Origin of the sequence: Vibrio sp. Vb339, assembly GCF_902751245.1 — a bacterium.
GTDB lineage: Bacteria > Pseudomonadota > Gammaproteobacteria > Enterobacterales > Vibrionaceae > Vibrio > Vibrio coralliirubri.
Map to the genome: position 1 here is coordinate 1,452,757 of NZ_CADDIS010000001.1, position 23,435 is coordinate 1,476,191.

Annotated in this window: 23 protein-coding genes and 1 pseudogene; 10 read left to right on the forward strand and 14 right to left on the reverse strand. The window is 43.8% G+C overall.

Features of this window, described 5'->3' with window-relative positions:
* Positions 1-74: 74 nt before the first annotated feature.
* Entirely contained in the window at positions 75-335 is a 261-nt protein-coding gene (locus HRQ85_RS06450; protein WP_050620803.1) for a hypothetical protein, read from the reverse strand.
* A gap of 353 nt (positions 336-688) precedes the next feature.
* On the opposite strand from HRQ85_RS06450, the gene HRQ85_RS06455 reads away from it, so the two are divergent.
* The gene (locus HRQ85_RS06455; RefSeq protein ID WP_172379059.1) at positions 689-2,071 is read left to right on the forward strand and encodes an MATE family efflux transporter; all 1,383 of its coding nucleotides are present in this window, start codon (positions 689-691) and stop codon (positions 2,069-2,071) included.
* A gap of 84 nt (positions 2,072-2,155) precedes the next feature.
* Here the strand turns inward: HRQ85_RS06455 and HRQ85_RS06460 are convergent, their stop codons facing one another.
* Together HRQ85_RS06460 and HRQ85_RS06465 are read right to left on the reverse strand one after the other, a co-directional pair.
* Complete coding sequence (locus tag HRQ85_RS06460) at positions 2,156-2,713, reverse strand: type II secretion system protein (protein ID WP_172379060.1); 558 nt, start codon at positions 2,711-2,713, stop codon at positions 2,156-2,158.
* A gap of 415 nt (positions 2,714-3,128) precedes the next feature.
* Entirely contained in the window at positions 3,129-4,184 is a 1,056-nt protein-coding gene (locus HRQ85_RS06465) for a DUF1254 domain-containing protein (RefSeq protein WP_172379061.1), read from the reverse strand.
* A 403-nt stretch (positions 4,185-4,587) separates the two neighbouring features.
* Here HRQ85_RS06465 and HRQ85_RS06470 point away from each other — a divergent pair, with 403 nt between their 5' ends.
* From HRQ85_RS06470 to HRQ85_RS06500, 7 genes are read left to right on the forward strand one after another with little or no spacing between them, the layout of a single operon-like run.
* Positions 4,588-5,556, forward strand: coding sequence for an AAA family ATPase (locus HRQ85_RS06470; protein WP_172379062.1), 969 nt, complete (start codon positions 4,588-4,590; stop codon positions 5,554-5,556).
* A gap of 14 nt (positions 5,557-5,570) precedes the next feature.
* The gene (locus tag HRQ85_RS06475) at positions 5,571-6,503 is read left to right on the forward strand and encodes a DUF58 domain-containing protein (protein WP_050654399.1); all 933 of its coding nucleotides are present in this window, start codon (positions 5,571-5,573) and stop codon (positions 6,501-6,503) included.
* Positions 6,504-6,522: 19 nt separating this feature from the next.
* Entirely contained in the window at positions 6,523-7,062 is a 540-nt protein-coding gene (locus HRQ85_RS06480; protein WP_172379063.1) for a DUF4381 domain-containing protein, read from the forward strand.
* A complete protein-coding gene (locus HRQ85_RS06485; RefSeq protein WP_172379064.1) occupies positions 7,055-8,080 on the forward strand; it encodes a vWA domain-containing protein in 1,026 nt (341 codons plus the stop codon). The genes HRQ85_RS06480 and HRQ85_RS06485 overlap by 8 nt, the downstream gene beginning before the upstream one ends.
* Complete coding sequence (locus HRQ85_RS06490) at positions 8,073-9,053, forward strand: VWA domain-containing protein (protein WP_172379065.1); 981 nt, start codon at positions 8,073-8,075, stop codon at positions 9,051-9,053. Before HRQ85_RS06485 ends, HRQ85_RS06490 begins: the two co-directional genes overlap by 8 nt.
* On the forward strand, positions 9,047-9,766 hold the full coding sequence (locus HRQ85_RS06495) for a hypothetical protein (protein ID WP_172379066.1): 720 nt from the start codon (positions 9,047-9,049) through the stop codon (positions 9,764-9,766). Before HRQ85_RS06490 ends, HRQ85_RS06495 begins: the two co-directional genes overlap by 7 nt.
* The gene (locus tag HRQ85_RS06500; RefSeq protein ID WP_172379067.1) at positions 9,753-11,129 is read left to right on the forward strand and encodes a BatD family protein; all 1,377 of its coding nucleotides are present in this window, start codon (positions 9,753-9,755) and stop codon (positions 11,127-11,129) included. Before HRQ85_RS06495 ends, HRQ85_RS06500 begins: the two co-directional genes overlap by 14 nt.
* A 44-nt stretch (positions 11,130-11,173) precedes the next feature.
* Here the strand turns inward: HRQ85_RS06500 and HRQ85_RS06505 are convergent, their stop codons facing one another.
* The 4 genes from HRQ85_RS06505 to HRQ85_RS06520 all read right to left on the reverse strand — a co-directional run bounded on the left by HRQ85_RS06505 (position 11,174) and on the right by HRQ85_RS06520 (position 15,306).
* Positions 11,174-12,124 carry a LysR family transcriptional regulator gene (locus tag HRQ85_RS06505; RefSeq protein ID WP_172379068.1) on the reverse strand — a complete coding sequence of 317 codons (951 nt, stop codon included), beginning with the start codon at positions 12,122-12,124 and terminating at the stop codon, positions 11,174-11,176.
* 141 nt (positions 12,125-12,265) lie between these two features.
* Positions 12,266-12,892 (reverse strand): LysE family translocator, encoded by a 627-nt coding sequence (locus tag HRQ85_RS06510; RefSeq protein WP_048615283.1) that lies wholly within the window; start codon positions 12,890-12,892, stop codon positions 12,266-12,268.
* Positions 12,893-13,001: 109 nt separating this feature from the next.
* Positions 13,002-13,643, reverse strand: a complete 642-nt coding sequence (locus tag HRQ85_RS06515) for a trimeric intracellular cation channel family protein (protein ID WP_172379069.1) — start codon at positions 13,641-13,643, stop codon at positions 13,002-13,004.
* A gap of 94 nt (positions 13,644-13,737) precedes the next feature.
* Positions 13,738-15,306 carry an amidohydrolase family protein gene (locus HRQ85_RS06520; RefSeq protein ID WP_172379070.1) on the reverse strand — a complete coding sequence of 523 codons (1,569 nt, stop codon included), beginning with the start codon at positions 15,304-15,306 and terminating at the stop codon, positions 13,738-13,740.
* 324 nt (positions 15,307-15,630) lie between these two features.
* Between HRQ85_RS06520 and HRQ85_RS06525 the strand changes: the two genes are divergently transcribed.
* Together HRQ85_RS06525 and HRQ85_RS06530 are read left to right on the forward strand one after the other, a co-directional pair.
* Positions 15,631-15,888, forward strand: a complete 258-nt coding sequence (locus tag HRQ85_RS06525; protein ID WP_172379071.1) for a DUF3299 domain-containing protein — start codon at positions 15,631-15,633, stop codon at positions 15,886-15,888.
* Between the two features lie 146 nt (positions 15,889-16,034).
* A complete protein-coding gene (locus HRQ85_RS06530; RefSeq protein ID WP_048608472.1) occupies positions 16,035-16,952 on the forward strand; it encodes a LysR family transcriptional regulator in 918 nt (305 codons plus the stop codon).
* Positions 16,953-17,212: 260 nt separating this feature from the next.
* Here HRQ85_RS06530 and HRQ85_RS06535 read toward each other — a convergent pair whose 3' ends face one another.
* From HRQ85_RS06535 to HRQ85_RS06565, 7 genes and pseudogenes are all read right to left on the reverse strand, one after another.
* Positions 17,213-18,394, reverse strand: a complete 1,182-nt coding sequence (locus tag HRQ85_RS06535) for a C45 family autoproteolytic acyltransferase/hydolase (RefSeq protein WP_172379072.1) — start codon at positions 18,392-18,394, stop codon at positions 17,213-17,215.
* A gap of 322 nt (positions 18,395-18,716) precedes the next feature.
* Complete coding sequence (locus tag HRQ85_RS06540; protein ID WP_172379073.1) at positions 18,717-19,580, reverse strand: delta-class carbonic anhydrase; 864 nt, start codon at positions 19,578-19,580, stop codon at positions 18,717-18,719.
* A 351-nt stretch (positions 19,581-19,931) separates the two neighbouring features.
* On the reverse strand, positions 19,932-20,393 hold the full coding sequence (locus tag HRQ85_RS06545; RefSeq protein WP_172379074.1) for a hypothetical protein: 462 nt from the start codon (positions 20,391-20,393) through the stop codon (positions 19,932-19,934).
* Positions 20,394-20,530: 137 nt separating this feature from the next.
* Positions 20,531-20,908 (reverse strand): VOC family protein, encoded by a 378-nt coding sequence (locus tag HRQ85_RS06550; RefSeq protein ID WP_172379351.1) that lies wholly within the window; start codon positions 20,906-20,908, stop codon positions 20,531-20,533.
* 124 nt (positions 20,909-21,032) lie between these two features.
* Positions 21,033-21,230, reverse strand: a pseudogene (locus HRQ85_RS06555) (hypothetical protein); the annotation flags it as partial.
* Between the two features lie 37 nt (positions 21,231-21,267).
* Entirely contained in the window at positions 21,268-22,314 is a 1,047-nt protein-coding gene (gene trpS / locus HRQ85_RS06560; RefSeq protein ID WP_172379075.1) for a tryptophan--tRNA ligase, read from the reverse strand.
* Between the two features lie 250 nt (positions 22,315-22,564).
* Complete coding sequence (locus HRQ85_RS06565) at positions 22,565-23,365, reverse strand: hypothetical protein (RefSeq protein WP_172379076.1); 801 nt, start codon at positions 23,363-23,365, stop codon at positions 22,565-22,567.
* Positions 23,366-23,435 lie beyond the last annotated feature (70 nt).

Here is a 23,435-nt window from a genome sequence, read left to right on the forward strand (position 1 = left end):
ATCTCTCTAAACCCAATCAAACAGAATATGGTACATAGCGTTCAAATTAACTATGCGCGTCGCCGATCTGCTGGCTATCTCTCAAGCTCAATTTTGTTTCGTATGTAAGTAGGGATAGCGAGCTTGTCGTCTAGACTTTCAAATTTTGACTCGGTATTAGCGCCAACAATCTCGTTTAGCTCATCAAAGCTAACCCCGATGACTCTCGATGCCGTCATAAGACCATTAATAAATGACTTCTTTTCACGCTTTTTCTGGACTTCACTCACTGGTATTTCGCAATAATCACAATATTCTTGAGCGAGTAATGCCAACAACTCAACTTTCGATTCCATATCTATACCTTTAATAGAAATATATCGCCCTATTATCAGACAGTTAAAGAATAAATTCTAGGTAAGAGATATAACCGTAATTTGTGATGCCCATTTGAAAATTTAATAGGTAAATGTCGAAATTTATTATCCAGTTTCATTTCTAGTAAAATCATCTACTTATAGACATTAAACTAGTATTTTAACCATTAGAACCTATCCCTATCTCATAGTAAGTGAAACTCTATAAATCCAATGCTTGACCCTATACGGTAAGGTGTTTATATTGTCGCCCGCCCAACGGGGCACATCCTAAAATACACACCGGCCATCCTGCCATCATTCGTGTATTTATATTGGTGTTGTGAACTTCCATGCTAACGAAACTTCGTCCTTTTACTCGTGAATCGGGTGCGCTTATGCATCTTTCGGTTCCAATCATTTTGACTCAAATAGCTACCCAAGCGATGGGATTTGTCGATACGACGATGGCTGGCCAAGTAAGCCCTGCCGATCTCGCCGCTATTGCTCTCGGCACTAGCCTTTGGATTCCTGTGTTGCTGCTACTGCGTGGCGTGATTATGGCGTTAACGCCTGTTGTCGCATACCACCGAGGCGCACGTGACTTTCAAAGTATCTCTGTTGAATTCTTCCAGATGGTTTGGCTCGCATTAATTGCTAGCGTGCTGCTTATCGCTTACTTGGTGAGTGCGAAACCGATTTTAGAATGGATTGGCGTAGCCGCTGAGATCATCCCTATCGGCAGTGACTATGCCTTTGCCCTAGCATTCGGAGTGCCGGGGATTGCCCTGTTCTACACCTTGAACGGCTTCTGTGAAGGTATGAACAACACCAAAGTACCAATGATCATTTCGGTGGTTGGTTTGTTGGTGAATATTCCAGTCAACTACGTGCTTATCTACGGTAAGTTCGGCTTCCCTGAAATGGGCGCTGTGGGTTGTGGTTGGGCGACAAGCTTGGTGTACTGGTTAATGTCGGGAATGCTGTATTCCTACATTAAAGGTCATCACCATTACAAGACCATCATCAACTTTTCAGATGCGAAGCCAAAAGAAAAAGAGATGCTTCACCTTCTAAGATTAGGTTTACCTATCGGGATGAATATCGCGGTATGTGGCAGTATCTTTGCGGTAATCGCATTGATGATTGGCCGTATTGGTGCAGAGAACGTGGCAGCCGCACAAATTGCACTTAACATCTCAAGCCTAACTTACGTGATTCCTATGAGCATCTCGTTTGGCATTACGATTCGTGTTGGGCATGCTTTGGGTGAAAAAGACGAACTCGGAACGATTGAGCGCAGCAAAGTCGGTATCTTGGTTGCAGCGTTAATTTCATTGCTTTCGGTTGCGATGTTCCTTTTGTTCCCTGAGTGGATCATTAGGCTTTACACGACCGACCCTGCGATAAGTGCAACGGCAGCAGTATTGTTGACGTTTACGGCTATGTACCAATTCAGCGATGCATTGCAAACGTCTGCTAACGGTGCACTACGTGGCTATAAAGATACCAAGATCCCGATGATCTTAGCTATCGCTTCATACTGGGGCTTAGCACTTCCACTGGGCATGGTGTTGGGCTTAACAGACCACATTGTTCCTGCAATGGGTGAAGAAGGCTTTTGGATTGGCATTCTAACGGGATTAAGCGTATCAGCTGCGTTGATGTTGCTTCGCTTGCGATACGTAATTAAGAAGCGTGACTTGCCACCAACAGATGTTGCAATAGCAAGCTAAGATAGACAAATAAGCGCGTTATTGCCATTTGGTAATAACGCGCTTTTTTATTGAATGTCTATAAATCAGTTGATGTGTTCGGTTTTAACACTCGTCGTTAACTACTTCAACTGTACATACACAACCATCAGCTGGGCATGTATCTCCACTTGTTCTACCACCAAAAGAGTCATAGAGAACATAACAACCAGATGGAAGATCGTCTATTATCGCGCCGCCAAGATCTCCAGTGGTAAACGGGTATTCATAACCAACTACTGTATACCTATTAGCAAAATCAGAGGTTAAGCTGTCATCGTCTGACAAGGTAAGGAAATCGAGCATGTTCAATTTATCCCCTGATTCCCCTCGGCTTTCCGGGCAAAGAGTTCCCCAGTCAACTTCAACACTGCCGATACCAAAATCGATAACATAGTTGCTCTGATCACTTGGGTTGCTAGCAGCCGGATCTAATCCAACAATAATCGCTTTAGAAGTTACTTGCGTGATCACCCCTTCCATCGCACCCGCAACACCTTCAAGTACCGCTTCTCTTGCAGATTCTTGAATACCAAGGAACCTCGGGGCAGCTGTAACGGCCAACACTCCAAGTATCACGATCACGATAATTAATTCCATTAAAGTAAATCCGTTTTTCTTCATGACATACACATCTTTTGATAACTTAAATATTCGATAACCCAATGAATTAACTATAACTATACACCTCAAATAGGACTCATAACACTCCACGGCTATCGGTTTTTATAACGCTGGTATGTGGTAATTGTTCCCTTTAGAGGCAGTAAAGATAACTGGAAGCGTTGTCACATAAGGTGTCAGCGGGTTTAAATTCGAACAAATGCGTGGTGCAACTCAAAGTATCGATGGAAGAAGGTTTAATTGATTTATTTGAACTGAGGCACGCTGCGTATAACCAAAGTTAGACCATTTTTTGACTCGGCCTTTGTGTTTCTCCACTTAAGAAATCAAGAAATGAAATAGACCCCATAAAAAAACGCGCTACTACCACGGGTAATAGCGCGTATCTATCAATCGTTGTGCGACTATCGCAACATTAGTTCACCGCTTTAACGTAAGGAAGTACTCGGAATCCATCACGTACTTTTTGGCTCGGAATGTAATGGCGGAAAGCTAAGTTAAACACACCAGAATCGTTCTCTGTTTTGATGTTGTTGACTGCATCATCACCACAACCAAAGCTTACTGTGTAAGTGCCATCTGCATTTTTCTCAGCCGTGTTTGAGCTTACGTTCGCCACTTCACCAAACATGAAACCTTGCTTGTTGTAGACAGTTACCGACCAAAACGCTTGGTTTTTAGGGTCATCAAAGGTTGCCTGATGACAAGTGTCTGCCGGGAAGTTGCCAGAGACTTCATAAATATTGTCATCTAACTGCGCTCCACCCCAACCGATAGCCGCACCCACTGCGTACTTCTCTTTGGTAAACATCTCTTTTGAAGCATCTTCAGGGCTAGTAAACATACCAAACGTCGCCTGAGCACCATCGCGTTTTAGTAGTTTTGGCATTTCCATCTTAAGGTTTTTCTCTACCTCATCGAATGATTTCTCATCCACTTGCATTGCCATGAATTCGCCGTCTGCTTTTGCATCAATGCTCATCTGATCTTGGATTTTATGAACTTCATCTTTGGTGAACGTCGCATCAGTACGAACGATGACATACACGTGGTCGCCACTGTGAGTAGAAAGATCAAACGTACCAGAACCGTATTGCATTGGCTGAATGCGGTGGTCTTCTGTAATCACCTCCATCGACATGTATTTGCCTTCAGGAATCTCAGGTAGCGTAATCGTCGCGCCTTGTGAAACGTTAATCACAGCCATTGAGTAGTACGTGTCTCGGTTCATTCGAACCACAGGCTGTTTATCGGTTGGCGTGAGTTCGCGTTTGTGTAGGAATTTATTAACGCCAACAAGCTCTTGGTTTTTCAAATATTGGCGTGACGTTTCGTACACCGCGTAATTGTCGACGGTAGTCACTTCACCATCGACATTGAAGAACTCTGTCAGAGTTGAAACTTCTTCAGCTGCGTAAGAAGAAAGAGAAACTGCGCTTAAACCTAAAACTACTAATGCTAATTTTTTCATTGTTGACCTCTAATAAAATCGATAACGCTAAATCAATACATAGTCCATTTGTTTTTGTTCGAGCAGTTAGTTCGTTAACCGCTCAACTTGTGAACAATGTTATCAAGGCAGCATAAATTCACAAATGACATCACCGCATAAGAGATATGCAGAGAAGTAATGTTACTTATCAATCTTTATTCTTGATTAAAATACAAACAATACAGTAGCCTATTTATAGACCATACAATTCAGTATTTCCAAGGTGAATCTTTAACAAAGATATGTTGATCGCGTATGTCGAAATTATTTTCGACTACCCTTAGCAAAGGTGATTTAAATAGTTGCTTTAACTAACAATATTTATCTTTTCGCCATCTGGTGACCTGAATCTCACTTGATTAATTAGTCAATAGGTAAGCAAATGAACCCAACTTTAGACTCTATAAACCAACTAAAGCAGCAGATGGAATCCTCGGTAATTGGCCAGCAGCATATGGTCGACACATTACTGGTTGCGCTCCTTACAAATGGTAATGTTCTGCTTGAAGGATTACCCGGAACAGCTAAGACTCGTTCTATCAAATCATTGGCTTCTGCCCTAGAAGTTGACCTTGGTCGTGTTCAATTTACGCCGGATCTTCTGCCTTCGGACGTAACAGGCACAGAGGTGTATCAAGATGTAGACGGCAAACCGACGCTTACCTTCCAACCGGGCCCAGTTTTCAACAACCTATTACTGGCCGATGAGATCAACCGATCTCCAGCAAAGGTACAAGCTGCGTTGTTAGAAGCAATGGAAGAGCGACAAATCACTGTTGCTGGTAAGACTTACAAACTGCCTGATCTATTCATGGTTTTAGCAACACAAAACCCGGTTGAACAAGAAGGCACTTACCCACTGCCAGAAGCGCAAATGGACAGATTTATCATGAAAATAAATCTCGATTATCCAGATGCGGATGCCGAAGAGCAGATCATTAAAATGGTTCGCAGTGAGGAAAAACCAAGCACAGACAAGCCTGCACCCATTGATCCTCAATGCATTTTTGATGCTCGTGATCAATTGCGCGACATTCATTGTAGCGACGCGGTTCTTAAATACATTGTTGCGATTGTGGTGGCTACCAGACAACCCGAGTTGTACCCAGAGTCACCCCTTTCACAATGGATTGGTGTTGGTTCAAGCCCGCGTGCAACCATCGCATTAGACAAGTGTTCACGAGCGATGGCATGGCTAAACGGTAAAGACTTTGTTGACCCTGATGATGTTCGTAAAGTGGTTTATGGGGTGCTGCGTCACCGCCTGATTCTATCTTACGATGCACTTGCTGAAGGCGTCAGTTCAGACCGAGTTATCGATGAGATTTTGTCTCAAGTTGCAGTTGCGTAACGCGAGAGGTCACCATGGAGACGAAACCAACACTTGATCCCGATATCTATACCAATCTAAAGGCATTGCGATTGTTGAAATACAAGGCGCATGGCTTTGACTTTCTACCGAATCAGCCAATCAACAGTGCGTTAACGGGTCGTCATGTATCGAAGCTACGTGGACGTGGGTTGAACTTTGAAGAGATGCGTCACTACCAGATTGGTGACGATATTCGCACCATGGATTGGAAAGTGACCAATAGAACGGGCAAGCCACACGTTAAAATATTCTCTGAAGAGCGCGAGCGTAACGTTTATGTCATGGTCGATCAGCGCACGAGCATGTTCTTTGGCAGCACAGGTCGAATGAAATCTGTAGTTGCTGCAGAAATCGCAGCTTTGATCGCTTGGAAAGTCATAGACAGTACCGATCGTGTTGGTGCCATTGTTTATAACGACAGCACTGCTCTGCCTATTTCACCGCAACGCAGCGCAAATCACGTACTCAAAATACTCAATGAAATTGCGAGTAAGAATCAGCAGCTCAAAGCGGGAAAGGCGCAAGACACACAATCCAATTCGTTCGCCAAATTGTTTCATCAGGCGCAGAGGTTGGTTAAGCATGATGGGTTAGTGATCTTGATTACGGATGGCTACGGTTATAACGAGCGTAGCGAAGAGCAAATCAAGGCTTTGTGTCAGCACAACGATGTGGTGTTGTGTCATGTTACCGACCCACTAGAGCATGATTTAGCCACGCTAAATAAGATGGTACTCAGCGACGGGCAATTGCAGTTGTCCGTATCAGGCCAAGAAGCACAGTTACGCGATGCATTTGCTAAAGACGTGGTTCAAGCCATAGATAATTTCACGGCAGTGGCGAAGAAATATCGAATCCCTGTATTGCCTTTCAACACAGTCGATCCAACCGATGTTCAGCTTAGAAAAGCACTCGGCGCGAGTTAAATAACTGAGAATGCAGACTATGACGACTAACACTGGGCTTGAGACTTTACAGCCAGAAAATGTGAATCCATTGATGGCCTCTTTGTCTGAGCCTTCTTTGCCAGAAAGTATCTCGTGGCTACCGAATGCACCAGGCTGGTACTGGCTACTCTTGTTGCTGTTTTGCTTCGCTTTATATCGTGTCTATTTAGTGATTAAAAAGTACCTAGCAAACACATACCGACGCGCTGCCTTATTGGAGTTAGAGCAACTCTCTTTAGAGGCTCAATCCGGTGACATTTCATCATTTCAAAAGCTACCACAACTGCTACGACGAACCGCATTGTACGCCTTCCCTCGTACAGAGGTCGCCCCTTTAACCGGCACAGATTGGGAAAAGTGGTTAGATGACCATTGCACTAATCGCCAATTTTCATCCGAATTCTCTACATCAGAACTCTCAGGCGTACTTGCTCAACTCGCCTACTCTTCAGCAGCGAAATTAACGGAAGAAAAACGAAACGCCATCATGGAGAACGTTGCACTTTGGATAAAGCATCACGAGGTGTCACATGATTGAATTTGAATACCCAATAGCGTTTGCATTGCTTTGTTTACCCTTTGCCGTGTATTGGTTATTGCCTGTTTACAAAGAGTCAAAAAGCGCGATTCAAGTGCCCTTTTTTGAACGCCTGATTGCCGTGTCTTCACAAGAGCCCTCTGAAACCGCGGTCAAGATGAGCCGTCGTAAAGTGCAATGGCTATTGGTCATTATCAGCTATCTTGCTTTAGTCATCGCGATTGCTAAACCGATGTGGGTAGGCGAACCCATTGAACAAAAGAAATCCGCTCGTGAAATTATGGTCGCACTTGATCTGTCAGGTTCGATGTCAGAAGAGGATTTTGCCGATAAGCAAGGCAACAAACACGACCGTTTAACCATTGCAAAGCAGGTATTGCGTGAGTTCGCTGCCCAACGAGAACATGACCGCTTAGGGTTAATATTGTTTGCAGACTCAGCTTATGTTCAAGCGCCATTTACGGAAGATATTAACGTGTGGCAATCGCTACTTGAAAACGTTGAGCTTGGCTACGCTGGATTTCAAACCGCTTTTGGCGATGCAATTGGCTTATCAATTGCCGTATTCGAACAAGAACAGAGCCGTCAAAGAGTGATGATTTTGCTAACCGATGGTGATGACACCAGTTCGAAAATGCCTCCTGTCAAAGCCGCGGAAATCGCCGCCAAATATGGCGTGAAGATTTACACCATTGCAATTGGTGACCCGACTACCAAAGGTCGCTACAAGATGGATCTTCCAACATTGGAGAAGGTATCAGCAGCTACTGGCGGGCAGATGTTTCATGCCATGGACCGAAAGCAACTCGAACAAGCTTACGCAACGATCGACGAACTAGAACAGCAAGAGTTCGAACTTTTATCTCACCGTCCTAAACACAGCTTGCACCACTATGCGTTTGGCGTGTGTTTGATGAGCAACCTACTCGCCGCCTTAATCGTGTTTGGTGCAAATCTGCGTCGTAAAAAACAAATAAAGCGCGTTATTCGCCGTAGAGAGGAGCTCACCAATGACTGATTTCAATACATTGTTTGGTGGCGATATCACCCTGTTTCATTTCATGCGCCCATTATGGTTGTTTGCACTGGTCCCGTTCGTGTTGTTTTATCGTGCACTCGTTCAACAAGACGATTTGGTCGCGCAGTGGCAACCTGTGATGTCTAAAAACATGGTGGAACATCTGTCTCTCAACCAAAATCGAACGCGTATGGTTTCTCCTAATCGATTGTTTTTGGTGTTTGCGGTTCTAGCCACGCTCATTATGGCGGGTCCAACGTGGCAGCAGCAACCTTCACCATTTTTTGAAGACAATTCCGAGCTGGTGATCGCCTTGGATGTCTCTGATTCAATGAATAAAACCGACATTCAGCCGTCACGATTAGAGCGCGCTAAACAGAAGATCAATCAGCTTGTCGAACTGCGCGGCGACGCAAAAACTGGTTTAGTCATATACGGCGGCAGTGCGCATGTCGCTATGCCTGTCACCAAAGACAAAGAGTTAACGCGATACTTCCTCGATGTATTGGATGGAAGCTTGTTGCCAGATAACGAGAGCAAACCGGCTTCGGTGTTAAAGCCAACGCTCGAGCTAATCTCACAAGCAAAAGCACCATCAACGGTTTTGATACTGACGGACAAGACCAACGACCAAGCGATAGAAGAATTCACTAAAGCGTTTGAACAACAGCAACATCAAGTGATCGTTTGGGCGATGGGTGAAAACCCACAAAGTGGCGGAAATAGCACGGCAGGTTTAACAGAAATTCAACTCGCTTCACTGTCACAACTGGCGCAAGCCGGTCATGGAAACATGGTTTCATTCACCCACAACGCTAGCGATGTAGAAGCAGTTTATCAAGGCATTCAAAACAACCTGTTTGCGGTCAGCGATAACGCCCTACCTTGGTTAGACGCGGGCTATTGGTTGCTGTTCTTGTTGCTGCCGATTCAATTGATGTGGTTTAGAAAAGGGTGGACGCTACAGTGGTAAATAATAAACAGGTAGTGAATCATGAGTTCGGAAATCTGACGAAGCCAACCTCTTCGACTCCGAACCAATCCAGTCGTTTAGCTTGGTTATCCAAACTTAAGCCAATGCACGTGTTGCTTGTGCTTATTGCAGGAAATCTGACTTGGGGAATTGTCGATAAGCACTCATTTTTTGATTTTTGGCTATCCAACGATCAACACGCTTATGTTGAATTCAATCAAGGCAACTACGCGCAAAGTGCCGTTCTGTTCGATGATCCAACATGGAAAGCCTATAGTCGTTATTTGTCAGGTGATTTCCTTGGCGCGATTGACCAATTAAGCCCACAAAAGAGCGAACAAGGTGGCGAACCGGCAGCGCTGACTGATTTCGCTAAGTTAATCGTCGCAAACAGCTACGCTCATACAGCTCAATTTGATAAAGCCACGGCGCTTTACAACGAACTGTTGAACAACGAAACGTATTCAGAACAAGCGACCAACAACCTCGCCGTTGTGGAAGCTGCGATAGAGAAAATCAAGAACACACCACCGACAAAACAAGATTCAGAAAAAGTCATTGATGATAGGAAATTGGTCGACGACAAACCAAAAGAAGGGAGTCAGAAGGAGCTCGTGATCTCTGACCAAGTCTGGCTAAAACAGGTCAGACAAAATCCATCTAAGTTTCTAAGACAAAAATTTCAGCAGGAATACAGCAATGAACAAAACTAAATCGACCGTCCGGGCATTCGACCTTCTGAAATATTGGTTTGCTGTCTTATCCGCGATGATGCTTTTAATTTCAATGCCTGCCAGTGCTACTAACCTAGACCAGTTTGTCAGTGACGGTGAGTTGAAGCTGAATGTTGAAATTAACGCTCAAGATGTCGCAGTGAAACAACAAGTCGCACTCGACGTTGAGGTATTAAGTACCCGCCCCTTCAAAGAAGAGTTGGCATTACCTTACTTAGATATACCCAACACAGTCGTCAAGAAAGATGAGCAGAAAGTCGCGCGTTCAGCACGCACAATTGAGGGCACCAAGTGGTTTACACAAAAAGCACGTTACTACTTGTACCCAATGCAAACTGGCGAGTTTACTGTTCCTGAATTGAGCATCCCCGTTAGCGTAGAGCTTGCCAGCGAAAACGTTGTTGAAGGTGAGATTCAATCGCAACCCATTAACTTTACATCCAAAATACCCGTGAGCAACATTGATACAGACGCGTTGATTGTTAGCCCAAATGCTGAGCTTTCAATATCAACCGATCGTCCGTTAACAGACGAATTCGAAGTGGGCCACGCTGTCACTGCAACGTATACATTGAGCGTGGCAAACTCACACATGATGTTGCTGCCGGAGATCAATATCCCAGACATTTCCGGCGTTGAGATGTATCGCAAGCCAGCAGTCAAAGAAAACGTGTTTAATCGCCTGAATAAAAGCAATACCGCGACACTCACACAACAGGTAACGTTAATCCTGCAAGAACAAGGGAAAGTCGTCTTACCAAAACAGACCATGACATGGTGGAACACAAAGACCAATCAGCTGGAGTCGTTAACTGTAGATCAGCAAACGCTTCAAGTCGGTGACGCAAAGTTATTAGACTCACTAAGCAACACTTTAGGATCGAGCGACGGGGCTCAGACCTTATCGAATTGGTTGAGTCAATATTGGCATTACTTGGTCATTGCGGGAGTATTCCTTGCTGCGATTGCTCGCCTGATCGGAAATCACTTCATTGATTTAACGCGTTATTTTGTCGCACGCCAGCAATTGAATACCAAAAAGTTGAATATTCAATTCTGTCGACACGTTGAAGAAAAGCAATACAGCAAAGCAGTGCAAACTATTTATGAGATTACGGGGCGAAAAACCTTTGTGAAAGGCACGCTTCAACTGCCTCTAGATTCTGAATCAAACGACATTTGGAAGAAGCTATTGAAGCTTGGCTACGCAAAAAATACTGAAGGGCCAGTTTCAGCTTCCCTCTCAGTTTCACTAGCAGAAGCCAAAACACTGTTAAAAGCCATAAATGACTCGCCCAAAACCCGAAGAGCACCGTTTAGGTTTAACTGGAATCTGAACTAAGCGGTCAATATAACTAGGCTGCGGTGTTAGCAAAGACGTTGGGGTCAACTTTCACAAACAACGTCTTCAATAACGGACACGACTAAGTTCTTGAACCATTGATGTGCTGGGCTGGTAACGGTTCTTTTATGCTCAATCAAAAACAGCTCGAATATTAACTCGGGAATATTATCTAGAGAGAATATTGGCACTATCTTGTCGCCTATTCCCTCTAGTTCCGTCAATTTATGGGTCGCAACCAAAATTGTATTCGAACTCTGCATCACTTCCACCAAAGTAAGAAGCTGTCCGCTTTTAAATGCAATATCTCTCTGCATTCCATTCTTGACTAAGTAAGTATCTACCGGGTGTTGCAGCCCGTAATTCGAGCGAATATCGAGCGTGAGATCGACAAAACGAGATTCGAGGCACTGCTCAAGAGTGACATTTTTCGCTTTCGCTAAAGGGTGATGTTCAGAAACATAAAATACCGGATAGATCTGGCCAAGACTCACGTATGGAAATTCGATTGGATTACTCGGGGCTTCGATGTGAATGGTAAAATCCACATCTCGTGACAGCAGTTGGCTAGTAGGCGTTTTTGCAATCGGATATTCGATAAGACTGGCGTTTGGCGCATCGTGCATGAAGCGTTCAGCAAGGGGCACAGAAAGCATCCGACTCATTAATGGCGGTACAGAGACAACAAAGGTTTGAACACATTCAGCAGGATCAAACGCAGATTTCGTTACTAGGCTTCGCATCGCCAATAGCAACTCTTCTAAAGGTGCTTGCAGTTCTAACGCTTTTTGCGTGGGCACTAAGCCATTCGACTCTCGATAAAACAGTGGGTCATCAAACAACTCTCGCAAACGACTTAAGGTACGACTCATCGCAGGCTGAGACAGATACAAGGTATTGGCAGATCGCGTTACGTTCCTCTCTTTGATTAAAACACTTAACGACACCAATAAGTTTAGGTCCAACCGAGAAAGCTGTTGTTCGATAGTCATCATAAGACATGCATCCGAGTAATATCACTCTTTAAATAATTGCACCATTGTGACTAACAAACAAGTCTCTGTTTAAACGATGTCACTTATATCCAACTAAAAAGGCGAACCCAACGGTTCGCCTTTCTGCTTAATGAAACTTGTTTATCGATTTATCGCCAAATATGAGCCAGCAGCAATCATGATTCCACCAGCACTTTGGTTTAACCTTTTATGTGCGCGTGGCGTTTTCAACAAACCTGCCATTCTGCCCGCGCCTACAGCGATAAGCATTAAACCGGACATTAAAGCAACAGATGCTAGCGCAGAAACCAAGACAATATCTTGTGAGCGCAGAACAGTCAGATCAATGAAAGTCGGCAAGAACGAAATATAAAACAGAATCACTTTAGGGTTTGATGCTGAAATCAAAAAGCCTTGCGCGAAACTCGCGAGTTCGGATTTCTGACTCTGTTTGGCCGCAAGTTCCGCAGAGCCTTGCACTTCAGGCAGGCTCTTAAACATCTTGTAGCCCAAGTAAATCAAATAAGCTGCACCAACATAGCGAATCACCTCAAACGCAATCGACCAGTTCTCGGCAATCGTTGCTAGACCGAAACAGGCAAGTGCAAGATAAATAAGATCACTGCATATCATACCTAACGAAAGCGTGACGCACTTTCGCCATCCTTGAACCATAGCACGAGCTAAAATGGCAAATACGCCAGGCCCCGGAGTGATACCAAATATAAACATGGCAATAAAGAATGTAATCGCACTTTCTAATGACATTGGACTGTCCTTTTCTATAACCCAACATAATTGATCATGAACGTATCATGCTGTCTTGAGTCGAGTAAAGAAAACGATCAATGCCAGTGAAATAAAACGGAAACTGGTTTTAAACTGGATTCAATGTCGCCCACTTTGGAACAGCAAGTTGTTTACTAATCGACAGGTGGCGTATGTAAATCACAAGGGCAATAGAAACAATCGCACTCACATCGGTATATTGTGGAAGCAACGCCAGTATAGTCGCATGTAATGTACAGCCTAATGCAACAGGGATTGCGTAAAGCTTTTTTGATAACAGTAGCGTCGGACGTTGAATCAAAACGTCCCTTATAACCCCTCCTCCCACGGCCGTAATAATACCCAATATGATTGGACCTAGCGGTAGCCCGAAACCTAAGCTCCATGCTTTTTCAGTCCCTTGAATCGCAAACATGGCGATAGCAATCGCATCGACATAAAGGTTGATCGTATGAAACCAACGTTTCTTCAAAAACGAAACACAGATAAAGCCGATTAAGCTACTCACAACCGCAATCCAGACATAATACAGTTCCTTTGACCAAAACACGGTCACATCGAGCAATACATCACGTGTGCTCCCTCCCCCTACAGCTGTGATTACACCCAATACCACCACCGTGAAAATATCCGTCTTTTTTTCACTCGCTGCCAATACCGCAGAGAACGCGAAAGCAGCAGTGCCAACGACAGAGATAGTATTTATGAGTTCCGTGGTTGTTACGAACATTTGATGACCCTTTAGATGCTAATTTGGTGATAAAAAAACAGACGTGAAACCGAAGTTGTCGCGTCTGCTTCTATTAACGTTTGTTTAGGTAGCTTTATTTAGTAACGCTATTACGCACCGCTTTACCTGGGTAAACATTTGGCAGCACTTTAGAGTCTTCTACGACTACTGTACCGTTAACCACAACATAAGGGATACCTGTTGATGGCAAACCTGGTTCTTTAAGTGTCGAGTTGTCCGTTACCGTTTCAGGATCAAACATCGTGATGTCAGCATCAGCGCCTACTTGAATACGACCCTTTTGGCTCATTTGGTTAATACCATTGTCTTGCAAGAACTTAGCTGGCATGTAAGACATTTTAGAAACCGCAGACATCAATGGCATCAGGTTGTCCTCACGAACCATTTTCAATACTCGAGCTTGAGTACCAGCGGCTCTTGGGTGTCCTTGTAGACCTTCATAAGACGTATTCCAGCTGTAAGCCATCATTCCGTCCTCTTTCATCAGTGGGAAAGCATCACTACCGACAATTGTAGACTCATGAGCGAGCGCGTTTTTAAGGTCTTGATCCGTTGCACCGTAGAACATAACACTCGCTTGAGGGTTCTCTTTTAGCAACTGCTCGTATCGCTCTTTGGTTAGAGGTTTCATTGTTTCTGTTTCAATAATGTCTGAGTAATCTCGTGCCATATTGCGCTGGTAGTTTTCTGGCTCTAGGTAGTCAGCCGCTGCAATGGTTGCACCATAGTTATATGGGTAGATCTCTGCTGCAACGTTCATGCCTTTGGCTTTTGCATCGTCCAGCATCTTAAGTGCGACTGGTGTTTCATTGAGAGTTTGCTGGTGCATGTGCTGAACCAACAAACCACCACCATAAATACCCACTCCAGACAGCATCTCTTCAATACCAATTAAGCCTGATGTTGGTGGAAGTTGGCTTGAGAATCGACCGTGCAAAAACGTTGGAACACCGTATTCACCCGCAAGTCTCTGCCATTCTTTAGTTTCGATGGTCGTTGCCGCTTTAGACATGTAACCCACTGGAACACCGATACCTAAACCGCCATCTTTTAGCTCTTTATCGACCATTTCAGAAATCGTTTCTATTTGCTCTCTTGATGCAATCTTAGTCATTGAGTCACCTGAAATCTTCGACGCTTTTGCCTCTTCGGTATCAAAAATATCGTTAATCATTGTACCCGTGCGTGTGTGGTAATCGTCGTTAAAGACTTTGGTACGAATACCCGCAGATGACACGCTTGCACCAAAGTTCGTTTGTGAACGGCCTTCCAACCGTTGATACCAATCACTCACTGGATAAGCGCCAACTTCTAGAGCCAATGGCGTAGTAACACCACTACGTAGCTGTAGCTTTTGCATGACAGGAATCGCAACAACGTGTGAGTGAGTATCAATAAATCCAGGTGCAACAACCAGACCTTCAGCATCAATCATTTTATCGCCTTCAATAGCATCGCCAGTTATAGCAACGATCTTTCCATCTTCAACTGCGACATTGGCAACTTGGTCATAGCCCGTTTCAGGGTCCATAACTCGACCATTCATGATAACGAGATCGTAAGCGAAGACACTTGGTGACATTGCCACCAGCATTGCTATGGCCGTACGTTTGATTTGAGTAGCTTTGATTTGCTTGTTCATAATGTTGATTCCAAAGTTAAATAAGTAAATTAAGTCAGCGTTGTCCGCCTCTTTGATTCGCATTATTGATGAGCTTTGTCAGTCTGATAAATCACATAAGACGGACTCAACACATCCAAACTTCATCAGGTAGAATAAGTGATTGATATTGTTAATAACCCATATCTAAACACTGCTTACTTTGCTGATAGTATTTTTAAAATTATTTAATTTTCTTAAATTTGTGTGAAAGTTAGCGGGTTAAGCGAGGCAATTGGTCACACCGCAAACAAAATAAGTTAGGCGCAATAGAAAAGGACTTAATGGGTAGAGTGTTAAGATCCTGTGTTTATCATTCAACTTGAAGGTGACGACGAGCTTGCTACTGAGTTTTTGTTGGTTCCTTATTACGGTGCCTGCATACACGTACCGCCACCGCCAACCAATCAAATCATCTATGTAAACTCTCCAAAAGATGTCAGCGCACAAGGGTTATGGGATACGGTGTATTTGACGGGAACCCTGAGAACGAAAGATACCTCGACAGACGTTGCCGATACGGGTTATCAAATGATTAATATCGAAATCGCACCCTATCAATAACAAACTCCTGTACCGCTGCGCTCCAACCTCCTCCAAATGCCTATTCTGCCCAATTACGACGTACATCATAGTTGGACATATGAATTACCTAATCCTACGAATATCTGATACGTTATACTTAATAGAGTAACAATTGAGTACAACGTATGAATTTTAGTATTGAACAGTTACTCGCCTTTGTGACCGTTTACGAAGAGCGTTCATTCAGCAAGGCTGCTGCCCGATTAAACAAACACCGTACAACCACAGGCCAAGTCATCAATAACCTTGAAGACGTGCTAGCTGTTGAGCTATTTGAGCGAATAGGTCGCACAGTAGAACCGACTGAAGATGGTAAGCTTCTTTACCACTACGCTAAGTCTGCGATAGAGCAGTCTCGTATCTTCGATAATATCGCGCTAAGCCTCTCTTACGGTGGACTGGAAAGCATCAACTTTGCCTATCCAAGTATGACTCCACATCGCCTACTCTCTTCCATACGAGCTCAACTCGACCAAGACTTTCCGAATATGAAGGTTAACTTTCTGGTGAGAACAAAGAGCCAGATTGAACAAGGCTTAGCAAGTGGTGATATTCACTTTGGCTTGGTGATGATCGACAAAGGCAAAGGTATGTACAGTAAGGACTCGACCTTTATTGGCCATATCGAGTTTTTGCCGTTTGTGAAAAAAGGAGGCAAGCTCTCTCAGCTTTCGCCAACAGAAGCATTAACCGCTTTACGCAGCACACGTCAGTTCGTTTTGAGTGCGTTTAAAGATGAAGGCCTCAAAGACAAGCTCTTGGTATCAGCGATACATGAAGAAGTTGATCAGCTTGCCTTGGTTATAAAGCTGGTTCAGGACGAGCTCGGTTGGGCGTGGTTACCTAAGGTGTTGTCAGAATCATCCTATGTAACTGAAAGTTTGGAAGCTCTGGAGTTAGACCAACTGAAGATGGGAATGAAATTCTCGTTTGCCCTATGGAATCCACACTCAAAACAGATCATGGAAGTGAAAAAGTCGATCATGACAGCGACAGATGCCTATGTTGAACGCTTTATTGCATTGCAGAACCCATTGAATTAAAAGCGCTAAAGCAAACATGGCATTGATGCATACTAACTTATGATTGGAAAGTGGTATTCTGACCCCCTTGATATCGATAGGAAGAGGCGCCTGCTGGTTAAGCTTCCATGCAATGATCGGATTCGTCTATTAAAGTCCGACGAGAAGTTTGATAAGCAATTGATGACGTTTTCTTGAGGCTGGTTACGAGGTGAGCCTACAAAAAGAGGAAGGCTATGTGCTTATACAAACACATTAGCCCTACTCACTGAGTGATAATGTTACTTGTTGTTAAACAAAGACTTCACATCAATATGAGTCCAGTTGGTGTCGCTGCCAAGCGCCGGAAGTTTCACCCACATTTGCAGTTCATTTAAGTCAGCGACGACTTGGTAGTTAGTTAGATCCACATCTTGATTGGTTGGCTTAGTCACACCACCATTTTCTTTGAAGCTGCCATCTTCGTTATACAGTGGTAAGTCAAAGATGTTACGCATTGCCTCAGCATCAATGTGACCGCACAGGTCATCATGGCGTGCATTTAAGTTATCAAAACGTTTTAGTGAAAAGCTTTGAGTTTCACGGATACCCAAACCCCAATCTGGGTTTAAGAACGTATTAACCGTCGCAAACGAGCTAGCGTCTTTATCGCTGACGCGTTTTCTGTTTTCTTGGATTGTGTTCTCGTAAGCACAAGCCTGACCGCTTTTATCCGCTAACATCCAGATTGAAGCAATATCAGTACGTGACGCTTGGAAGCGTGAGCTAAGAGCTTCGATCGAATCAGATTCCGCCATGTAATCGACCACTGAGTTTAAGAAAGATGGCTTCTCAACCGATACAATATTGCCGCCCATTGATGTACCGTCATGCAGATCGGTATACACACCCTTGTCGTTAAAACCAGTAACCATCCACTGCCAACCCGGCCAGCTCACATTCACTAATGCGTTTGAACCATCTGTTGGGTTATAAACCGTTGTATAGATTGGGAAGTCTAGGAACAGATCACTCCAGTCCATATTACGACCAACAACCGAATGACCATCGACCGTGCTTTCACCCCAAGTCGCTAACGAAGAACAACCAGAGAATGAGTGAAGCTTTCCAAGGTAAATCGCCATTGGACCGCTTTGGTCTAGCACGATGACTTTTTCCAGTGGCCAGCCTAGACCATCTGCTACACCTTGGAAGTATTGCTTGCGACGTAAAGAAAGCGCTGCGAAAACGCGAGTGCCAAACAATTCATATGCTTCTTTTTGGCTGATTAGCCCTTTATCAAATTCAGGCTGAACGATAACGTCGTACATCGCTTGCATGTGCTCTTTTGACAAGTTTCCGTACTGCTTGCCCATTTCATACCAGCTGCCGTTAAGCTGCAGGACGTAAAGCATTTCCTCGCCAGTTTCAAACATTGTGCCGTTTTCGAATTGTGCTTTAGTAGTAAGTTTTGAAGTGTTCATAATGACCTCTATTTATCTAAGTAAGTTGGTTTGTTTCTTTAAGATGGGCTCATTATATGGACGATTTTTAAATACCAACAATTCGATATGACGGACGAAACTCATCCAAATATATAAGTACGAGTACATGAGATCAGAGAACATGCTTATAGCGAAGACGAGTTGGAACTCAAGAAGCAAGTCAGATAAGAAGAGAGAAAAAGAAAGGATATAGCTAGGCGGTTACCCAATACATAACAGGGCATGTCATGCACAAAATACTGAGCCAAACAAAAAGGCGAACCTATTGGCTCGCCTTAATCATTTTATTCGTCAGAATCGTTTAGTCATTACGAATAGGTGATAACAGCTCAGGGTTAACCACCAAGTTTCTCACACCGTGGGCGTGGTCTTCGTTAAAGTCATTGCCTTCACACCAGTTCCCCACTGTCGCGATGTTTACTTTCGCTACTTGTGGACGAACGCTCCATGTTACTTGGAAAGGTGAACCTTGCTCATTATAACCAGGACCCGTTGTAGAGCCTGCGTATTGAATCGCTGAGCCCGTATCTTGTGGGATGTTTGGTGCTTGGTGTAAGCCGTTCACTTTTGAATGTTTAGCGAGCGCTTCAAAGTCGAGTGCTTTGTCGTCATTCACTAATACGTAAACTTGGGTTTCTACACGCAGTTGCGGGTTGGTGATCGCGTCGTTAAAACAAGCACCCAATGTTTCACCCGGTTCAACTTGCGCCGTTGAATAAACATAGTGAACTTCAATGGTGTCACCCGAATGCAAAGAACCATGATCGCTCGGACAAACCTTGCCCTCAAATGGTTTCAGCTCAGCAGAACTCAGTTTTCCTGTGTATTTAAAGCCACTCTGGAATCCCTTACCATCACCGTTGCCAGCGTATTGAGTAAACTCACCGCCTTTATGCTCAGCATTTTTATGGAAGTGAATATTACATAAGTTCATCGCTGTTGAATCAGGAGCATCCGAGAACAACCTGGTATTTGTTCCTTCTAATGAACCCAAATCTCGTGGAGCTTGCGGTCCAAAACCTTGTCCTTGGGTATTTTCAGAAAGCTTCGCTCTTTGTTCTGCGATAACACCATCTGATACAGACTCATGGTTCGCATCTGATGCATTTGCATGAGCTGACAACATCACCATCGCGACACTTAAAAACACACTCTTATTCTTCATTTTTCTTCCCTAGAATATTGATAACTAAACCTACTTAACAGCAAACATCTTACTATGCTCGTAAGTGAATATAAGACTTGTCTTTGTAAGATTAGATTTCATTGCTTACTTTGGGATGAGTATTAGAACCCTTGATGCATATAACAAGTCAAACAGGGTAAATTCGGCGACTCCCTTCCAGAACTAATAATTTCCTATTTTCGTTAACCGTCGCCTGACTCAGCGCTCAGATAAGTGAACACGATTCTTAGGAAGAACGGTAGCCAGATTTAGAAGATCAAAAAAGGCGAACCACTTGGCTCGCCTTCACGTCTCATTCTATCTATTAGGTTTGTGTTCTTGGATGGCGGTTTAACCATTACCGGTGGCAAATATCCCAAACGTCATGACGTTCAATGCATCTGTCACGCCCTCTAGTGATTTAATCACGGTCTTAGTCGGTTGGTTATGACGAATAAAATAGCTTCCGATGCCTTTTTCACTGCCACTCTTAGCATCGCTTTCCGTTGTTTCTGTCACTGCTACTTGAGAAGACTGCACTGATTCTGGCTCTGCATTAGCTTGAGTTATCGTGTTTTTACTTGAATCAAGGTTAGTGAGTGGTTGATGATTAACGATTGAATCATGGGAAGAATCAACGCTGGTCTCAGCGTTTGTATCCTTTGAAGTCTCGAGATTACTCTCTCCCTCTACGCTTTTCGACATAGCATCTTCGTTGCTTAATATCTCGTCGTCTAGCTGATCATTACTCGTTGAAGAACAGGCTGTTAAGAGGAACAGGCTAACGATGAATATGAGTAAGTTTCTCATCATAATGATAAAGTACGAATTAATAAAACATTGTTCGATTGTATTTTATTTGGCTGACGACATCCAGTGATAAGCGGAGTAAACACGAAAAGTCGCATTCTTGAAGAGTAAACAAAAGCGTACGGGTTTAGTACTTAAGACTAATAATTCGAGAGCTCAATCAGGTTGCCATCAGGATCTCGAATATAAACAGATACAATTTTTCCTATTGCACCGGTTCGTGGTACGGGCCCTTCTTCTATCACGACGCCTTGCGCTTGGATATGTTCGACAACTTCAGCAATTGGTGTATTGGTAACAAAGCAGAGGTCTGCACTTCCGACCATAACACGCCTTGCCTTTGGCTCGAACTCGCTACCACTGAGGTGTAAATTGATCTTCTGCGTCCCAAATGACAACGCTAACCTGCCCTCGCCAAATTCGATGGGCTTCATTCCAAGCACCCGTTGGTAAAAGTCGACCGTAACTTGTAAATCACTCACGGTTAATACCAAATGATCCAACTGACTGATTTCCATCATTACCTTCCTGTAACTAAGAGTGATAAGGGCTTATTGGCGGTGACTAAGCTTAGTTAGGTGAGCAATGTCATTCGACAACCCACATAACTCATAACAGACATGTAGGTTGGAATTACTGAACTTAGCCTTCGCGCTTACTGAGCGTGTAGGAAACTAAACTATCATCACCTACCTTGAACACCCAAACATTCTCGCCATCTACAAATTGAAATTGATTGGTTGATTCCGTCGGCTTTAATTTGCCAATAAGTTCAGACAATGCAGGCTCTTTGATAATGAAGCTTCCTTGTGAAGTATTTGCATCCAGATCGTTATTCACTCTCCCGCCATTTAGCCAGCCAAAGATGCAGCCAGTGCTAGATAATATTCAGACCAAAGACGTCTTTTACATCGAACAGTACCTTTTGCGTTCTTGCCCTAGAGACTTGAGTGCCATTGCGTAAAATTTCGATGAGTTGCGCTTTATCATTCAGTAACTCTGATCTTCTTTCACGAATAGGGCGAAGCATCTCTTGTAAGCACTCTTCCAATACTTTCTTAGTTTGTCCATCGCCTAGTCCACCTCTTTGGTAATGCTCTTTTAGTTGACTGACATAGTTAGCGTCTGTGTGAAAAGCATCAAGATAAGTGAACACGATATTGCCTTCTACCTTACCTGGGTCTTCAATTCGTAGATGATTTGGATCGGTATACATGGATTTAACGGCAGCTCTGATCTCTTTCTCTGTTGCACCCAAATTAATGGCGTTGCTCATCGATTTAGACATCTTACTTTTACCATCGGTACTAGGGAGGCGAGATGCATTGCTGAGAAGCGGTGTGCATTCATTCAAGATTGGTTTGCCAGCGAGCGAGTTAACCTTTCTTACAATCTCATTGGTTTGTTCTAACATCGGCAGTTGATCATCACCGACAGGCACTAAAGTCGCGTTGAAAGCGGTGATGTCTGCCGCCTGTGAGATGGGATAAGTGAGGAAGCCTGCTGGAATTGAACGTCCAAACTCTTTGTTCTGAATTTCGCTTTTGACTGTTGGATTTCGTTCTAAGCGAGCGATAGAAACAAGATTGCTGTAAAACATGGTGAGCTCAGCTAACACCGGCAACTGTGATTGCAGACAAATCGTGGTCTTGGTCGGGTCGATACCCACCGCAAGATAATCAGCGACCACATTAAGAATATTGGACGAAACCTTCGAAGGATTATGGGCATTGTCGGTAAGCCCTTGCATGTCGGCAACCAATATCGTTTGGTCGTGAACATGTTGCAAAGAGACTCTTTGTTTAAGTGAACCGACATAATGACCCAAATGCAAAGGCCCAGTTGCTCTATCGCCAGTCAGAATAATCTCAGGCTTGTTGGTATGGCTGTTGCTGTCGATATGGCTGTTTGAGTTGGTATTCATGGTGTATCTCCAAGTTAGAAAGGCTACTGGAGATAAAAAGAGGCGACATTTTTGATGACATTCTTAGCTACCGTCCAGCAGCTAAAGAATATGCGTATTCCGTGCTGCTCTGTTAAGAGCACCACCAAAAGAAAATTGAAGTTGAAGCAGAATTAAATTTCATGGTTAAAACCTATCAACAATACAGGCGAGCGACAACTGTTATTTACGCGCACCAAAAAATAGGCTTTAAGATTAAAAGGTTATAGGCTTAATCTTTACTGGAACACAGTTCAGTGATTCGGTCACACATGGCTTGGTTGACTGTGAAATGGGTGTTGAGGAATGCTAGTTGGGCAAGTGCTGATTCTGCGGTGCGCTCGTAGCCTTGGGTAAAGGTTGGTAGCAATTGGGCAAACTTAGGAAAGCGTGCTTCTAGCCTTCTATCCGACATAAATTCATCAACGAATTCAGGCTCAGATTGTTCAGTTTGATCCACAAGATCGATCAAACGATCGAGTGCGTAAGATTGAACGAACCGACTGCCCGACAGCTTTTCGCCTCGGTTATAACGAGACATACCGACATAAAGATTGGTTAGTGCCTCACCAATGATCCACTCTTGGGAGTTTGCGTGTGCCTCACCTTTTGCTGGTGGAACACAACACTGCGTATCAAATTGAGGTTGTTGCCAAACAATGCGCCCTTCAGCAAATGGGATATGCGCTAACTCGTGGGGTTCAAACACTGCAAACTCACAAAAGATTCCGTCAGCGTACAGAACTTTATAACCATCGACGGTATTTCTCACCGCGTAGTCGATTGGGTGAATATCTGATAGCCAATGCAGACTGTCTATGAAATACTGCTTGTGCCCAGTTTGTACTATCGCGAAAAAATCGACATCTGAATACTGATCAAGTCGCTCTGTTTCGATGCCTACTGAGCCCAATCCCAGCAAAGCATGAGCCTTACCCGATGCTTCCAAAGACTCCCCAATCGCATCTAAACGCTGTAGTAATTTTTCTGGTGTGTTTTTGTGTCTTGTCTGCATCACTTTATCCGTTTGCATTGCCCAATCCCTATCAAGTTGAATGCTACTCAACCTAACTGATAGTTAGAACATCTAAGAAGCCTAATTT

Excerpts from the sequence above, each read along its gene's own strand:
- HRQ85_RS06450 (WP_050620803.1), bottom strand. The coding sequence starts at position 335 with ATGGAATCGAAAGTTGAGTTGTTGGCATTACTCGCTCAAGAATATTGT.
- HRQ85_RS06455 (WP_172379059.1), top strand. The coding sequence starts at position 689 with ATGCTAACGAAACTTCGTCCTTTTACTCGTGAATCGGGTGCGCTTATG.
- HRQ85_RS06460 (WP_172379060.1), bottom strand. The coding sequence starts at position 2,713 with ATGAAGAAAAACGGATTTACTTTAATGGAATTAATTATCGTGATCGTG.
- HRQ85_RS06465 (WP_172379061.1), bottom strand. The coding sequence starts at position 4,184 with ATGAAAAAATTAGCATTAGTAGTTTTAGGTTTAAGCGCAGTTTCTCTT.
- HRQ85_RS06470 (WP_172379062.1), top strand. The coding sequence starts at position 4,588 with ATGAACCCAACTTTAGACTCTATAAACCAACTAAAGCAGCAGATGGAA.
- HRQ85_RS06475 (WP_050654399.1), top strand. The coding sequence starts at position 5,571 with ATGGAGACGAAACCAACACTTGATCCCGATATCTATACCAATCTAAAG.
- HRQ85_RS06480 (WP_172379063.1), top strand. The coding sequence starts at position 6,523 with ATGACGACTAACACTGGGCTTGAGACTTTACAGCCAGAAAATGTGAAT.
- HRQ85_RS06485 (WP_172379064.1), top strand. The coding sequence starts at position 7,055 with ATGATTGAATTTGAATACCCAATAGCGTTTGCATTGCTTTGTTTACCC.
- HRQ85_RS06490 (WP_172379065.1), top strand. The coding sequence starts at position 8,073 with ATGACTGATTTCAATACATTGTTTGGTGGCGATATCACCCTGTTTCAT.
- HRQ85_RS06500 (WP_172379067.1), top strand. The coding sequence starts at position 9,753 with ATGAACAAAACTAAATCGACCGTCCGGGCATTCGACCTTCTGAAATAT.
- HRQ85_RS06505 (WP_172379068.1), bottom strand. The coding sequence starts at position 12,124 with ATGATGACTATCGAACAACAGCTTTCTCGGTTGGACCTAAACTTATTG.
- HRQ85_RS06510 (WP_048615283.1), bottom strand. The coding sequence starts at position 12,892 with ATGTCATTAGAAAGTGCGATTACATTCTTTATTGCCATGTTTATATTT.
- HRQ85_RS06515 (WP_172379069.1), bottom strand. The coding sequence starts at position 13,643 with ATGTTCGTAACAACCACGGAACTCATAAATACTATCTCTGTCGTTGGC.
- HRQ85_RS06520 (WP_172379070.1), bottom strand. The coding sequence starts at position 15,306 with ATGAACAAGCAAATCAAAGCTACTCAAATCAAACGTACGGCCATAGCA.
- HRQ85_RS06530 (WP_048608472.1), top strand. The coding sequence starts at position 16,035 with ATGAATTTTAGTATTGAACAGTTACTCGCCTTTGTGACCGTTTACGAA.
- HRQ85_RS06535 (WP_172379072.1), bottom strand. The coding sequence starts at position 18,394 with ATGAACACTTCAAAACTTACTACTAAAGCACAATTCGAAAACGGCACA.
- HRQ85_RS06540 (WP_172379073.1), bottom strand. The coding sequence starts at position 19,580 with ATGAAGAATAAGAGTGTGTTTTTAAGTGTCGCGATGGTGATGTTGTCA.
- HRQ85_RS06545 (WP_172379074.1), bottom strand. The coding sequence starts at position 20,393 with ATGATGAGAAACTTACTCATATTCATCGTTAGCCTGTTCCTCTTAACA.
- HRQ85_RS06550 (WP_172379351.1), bottom strand. The coding sequence starts at position 20,908 with ATGGAAATCAGTCAGTTGGATCATTTGGTATTAACCGTGAGTGATTTA.
- trpS (WP_172379075.1), bottom strand. The coding sequence starts at position 22,314 with ATGAATACCAACTCAAACAGCCATATCGACAGCAACAGCCATACCAAC.
- HRQ85_RS06565 (WP_172379076.1), bottom strand. The coding sequence starts at position 23,365 with ATGCAAACGGATAAAGTGATGCAGACAAGACACAAAAACACACCAGAA.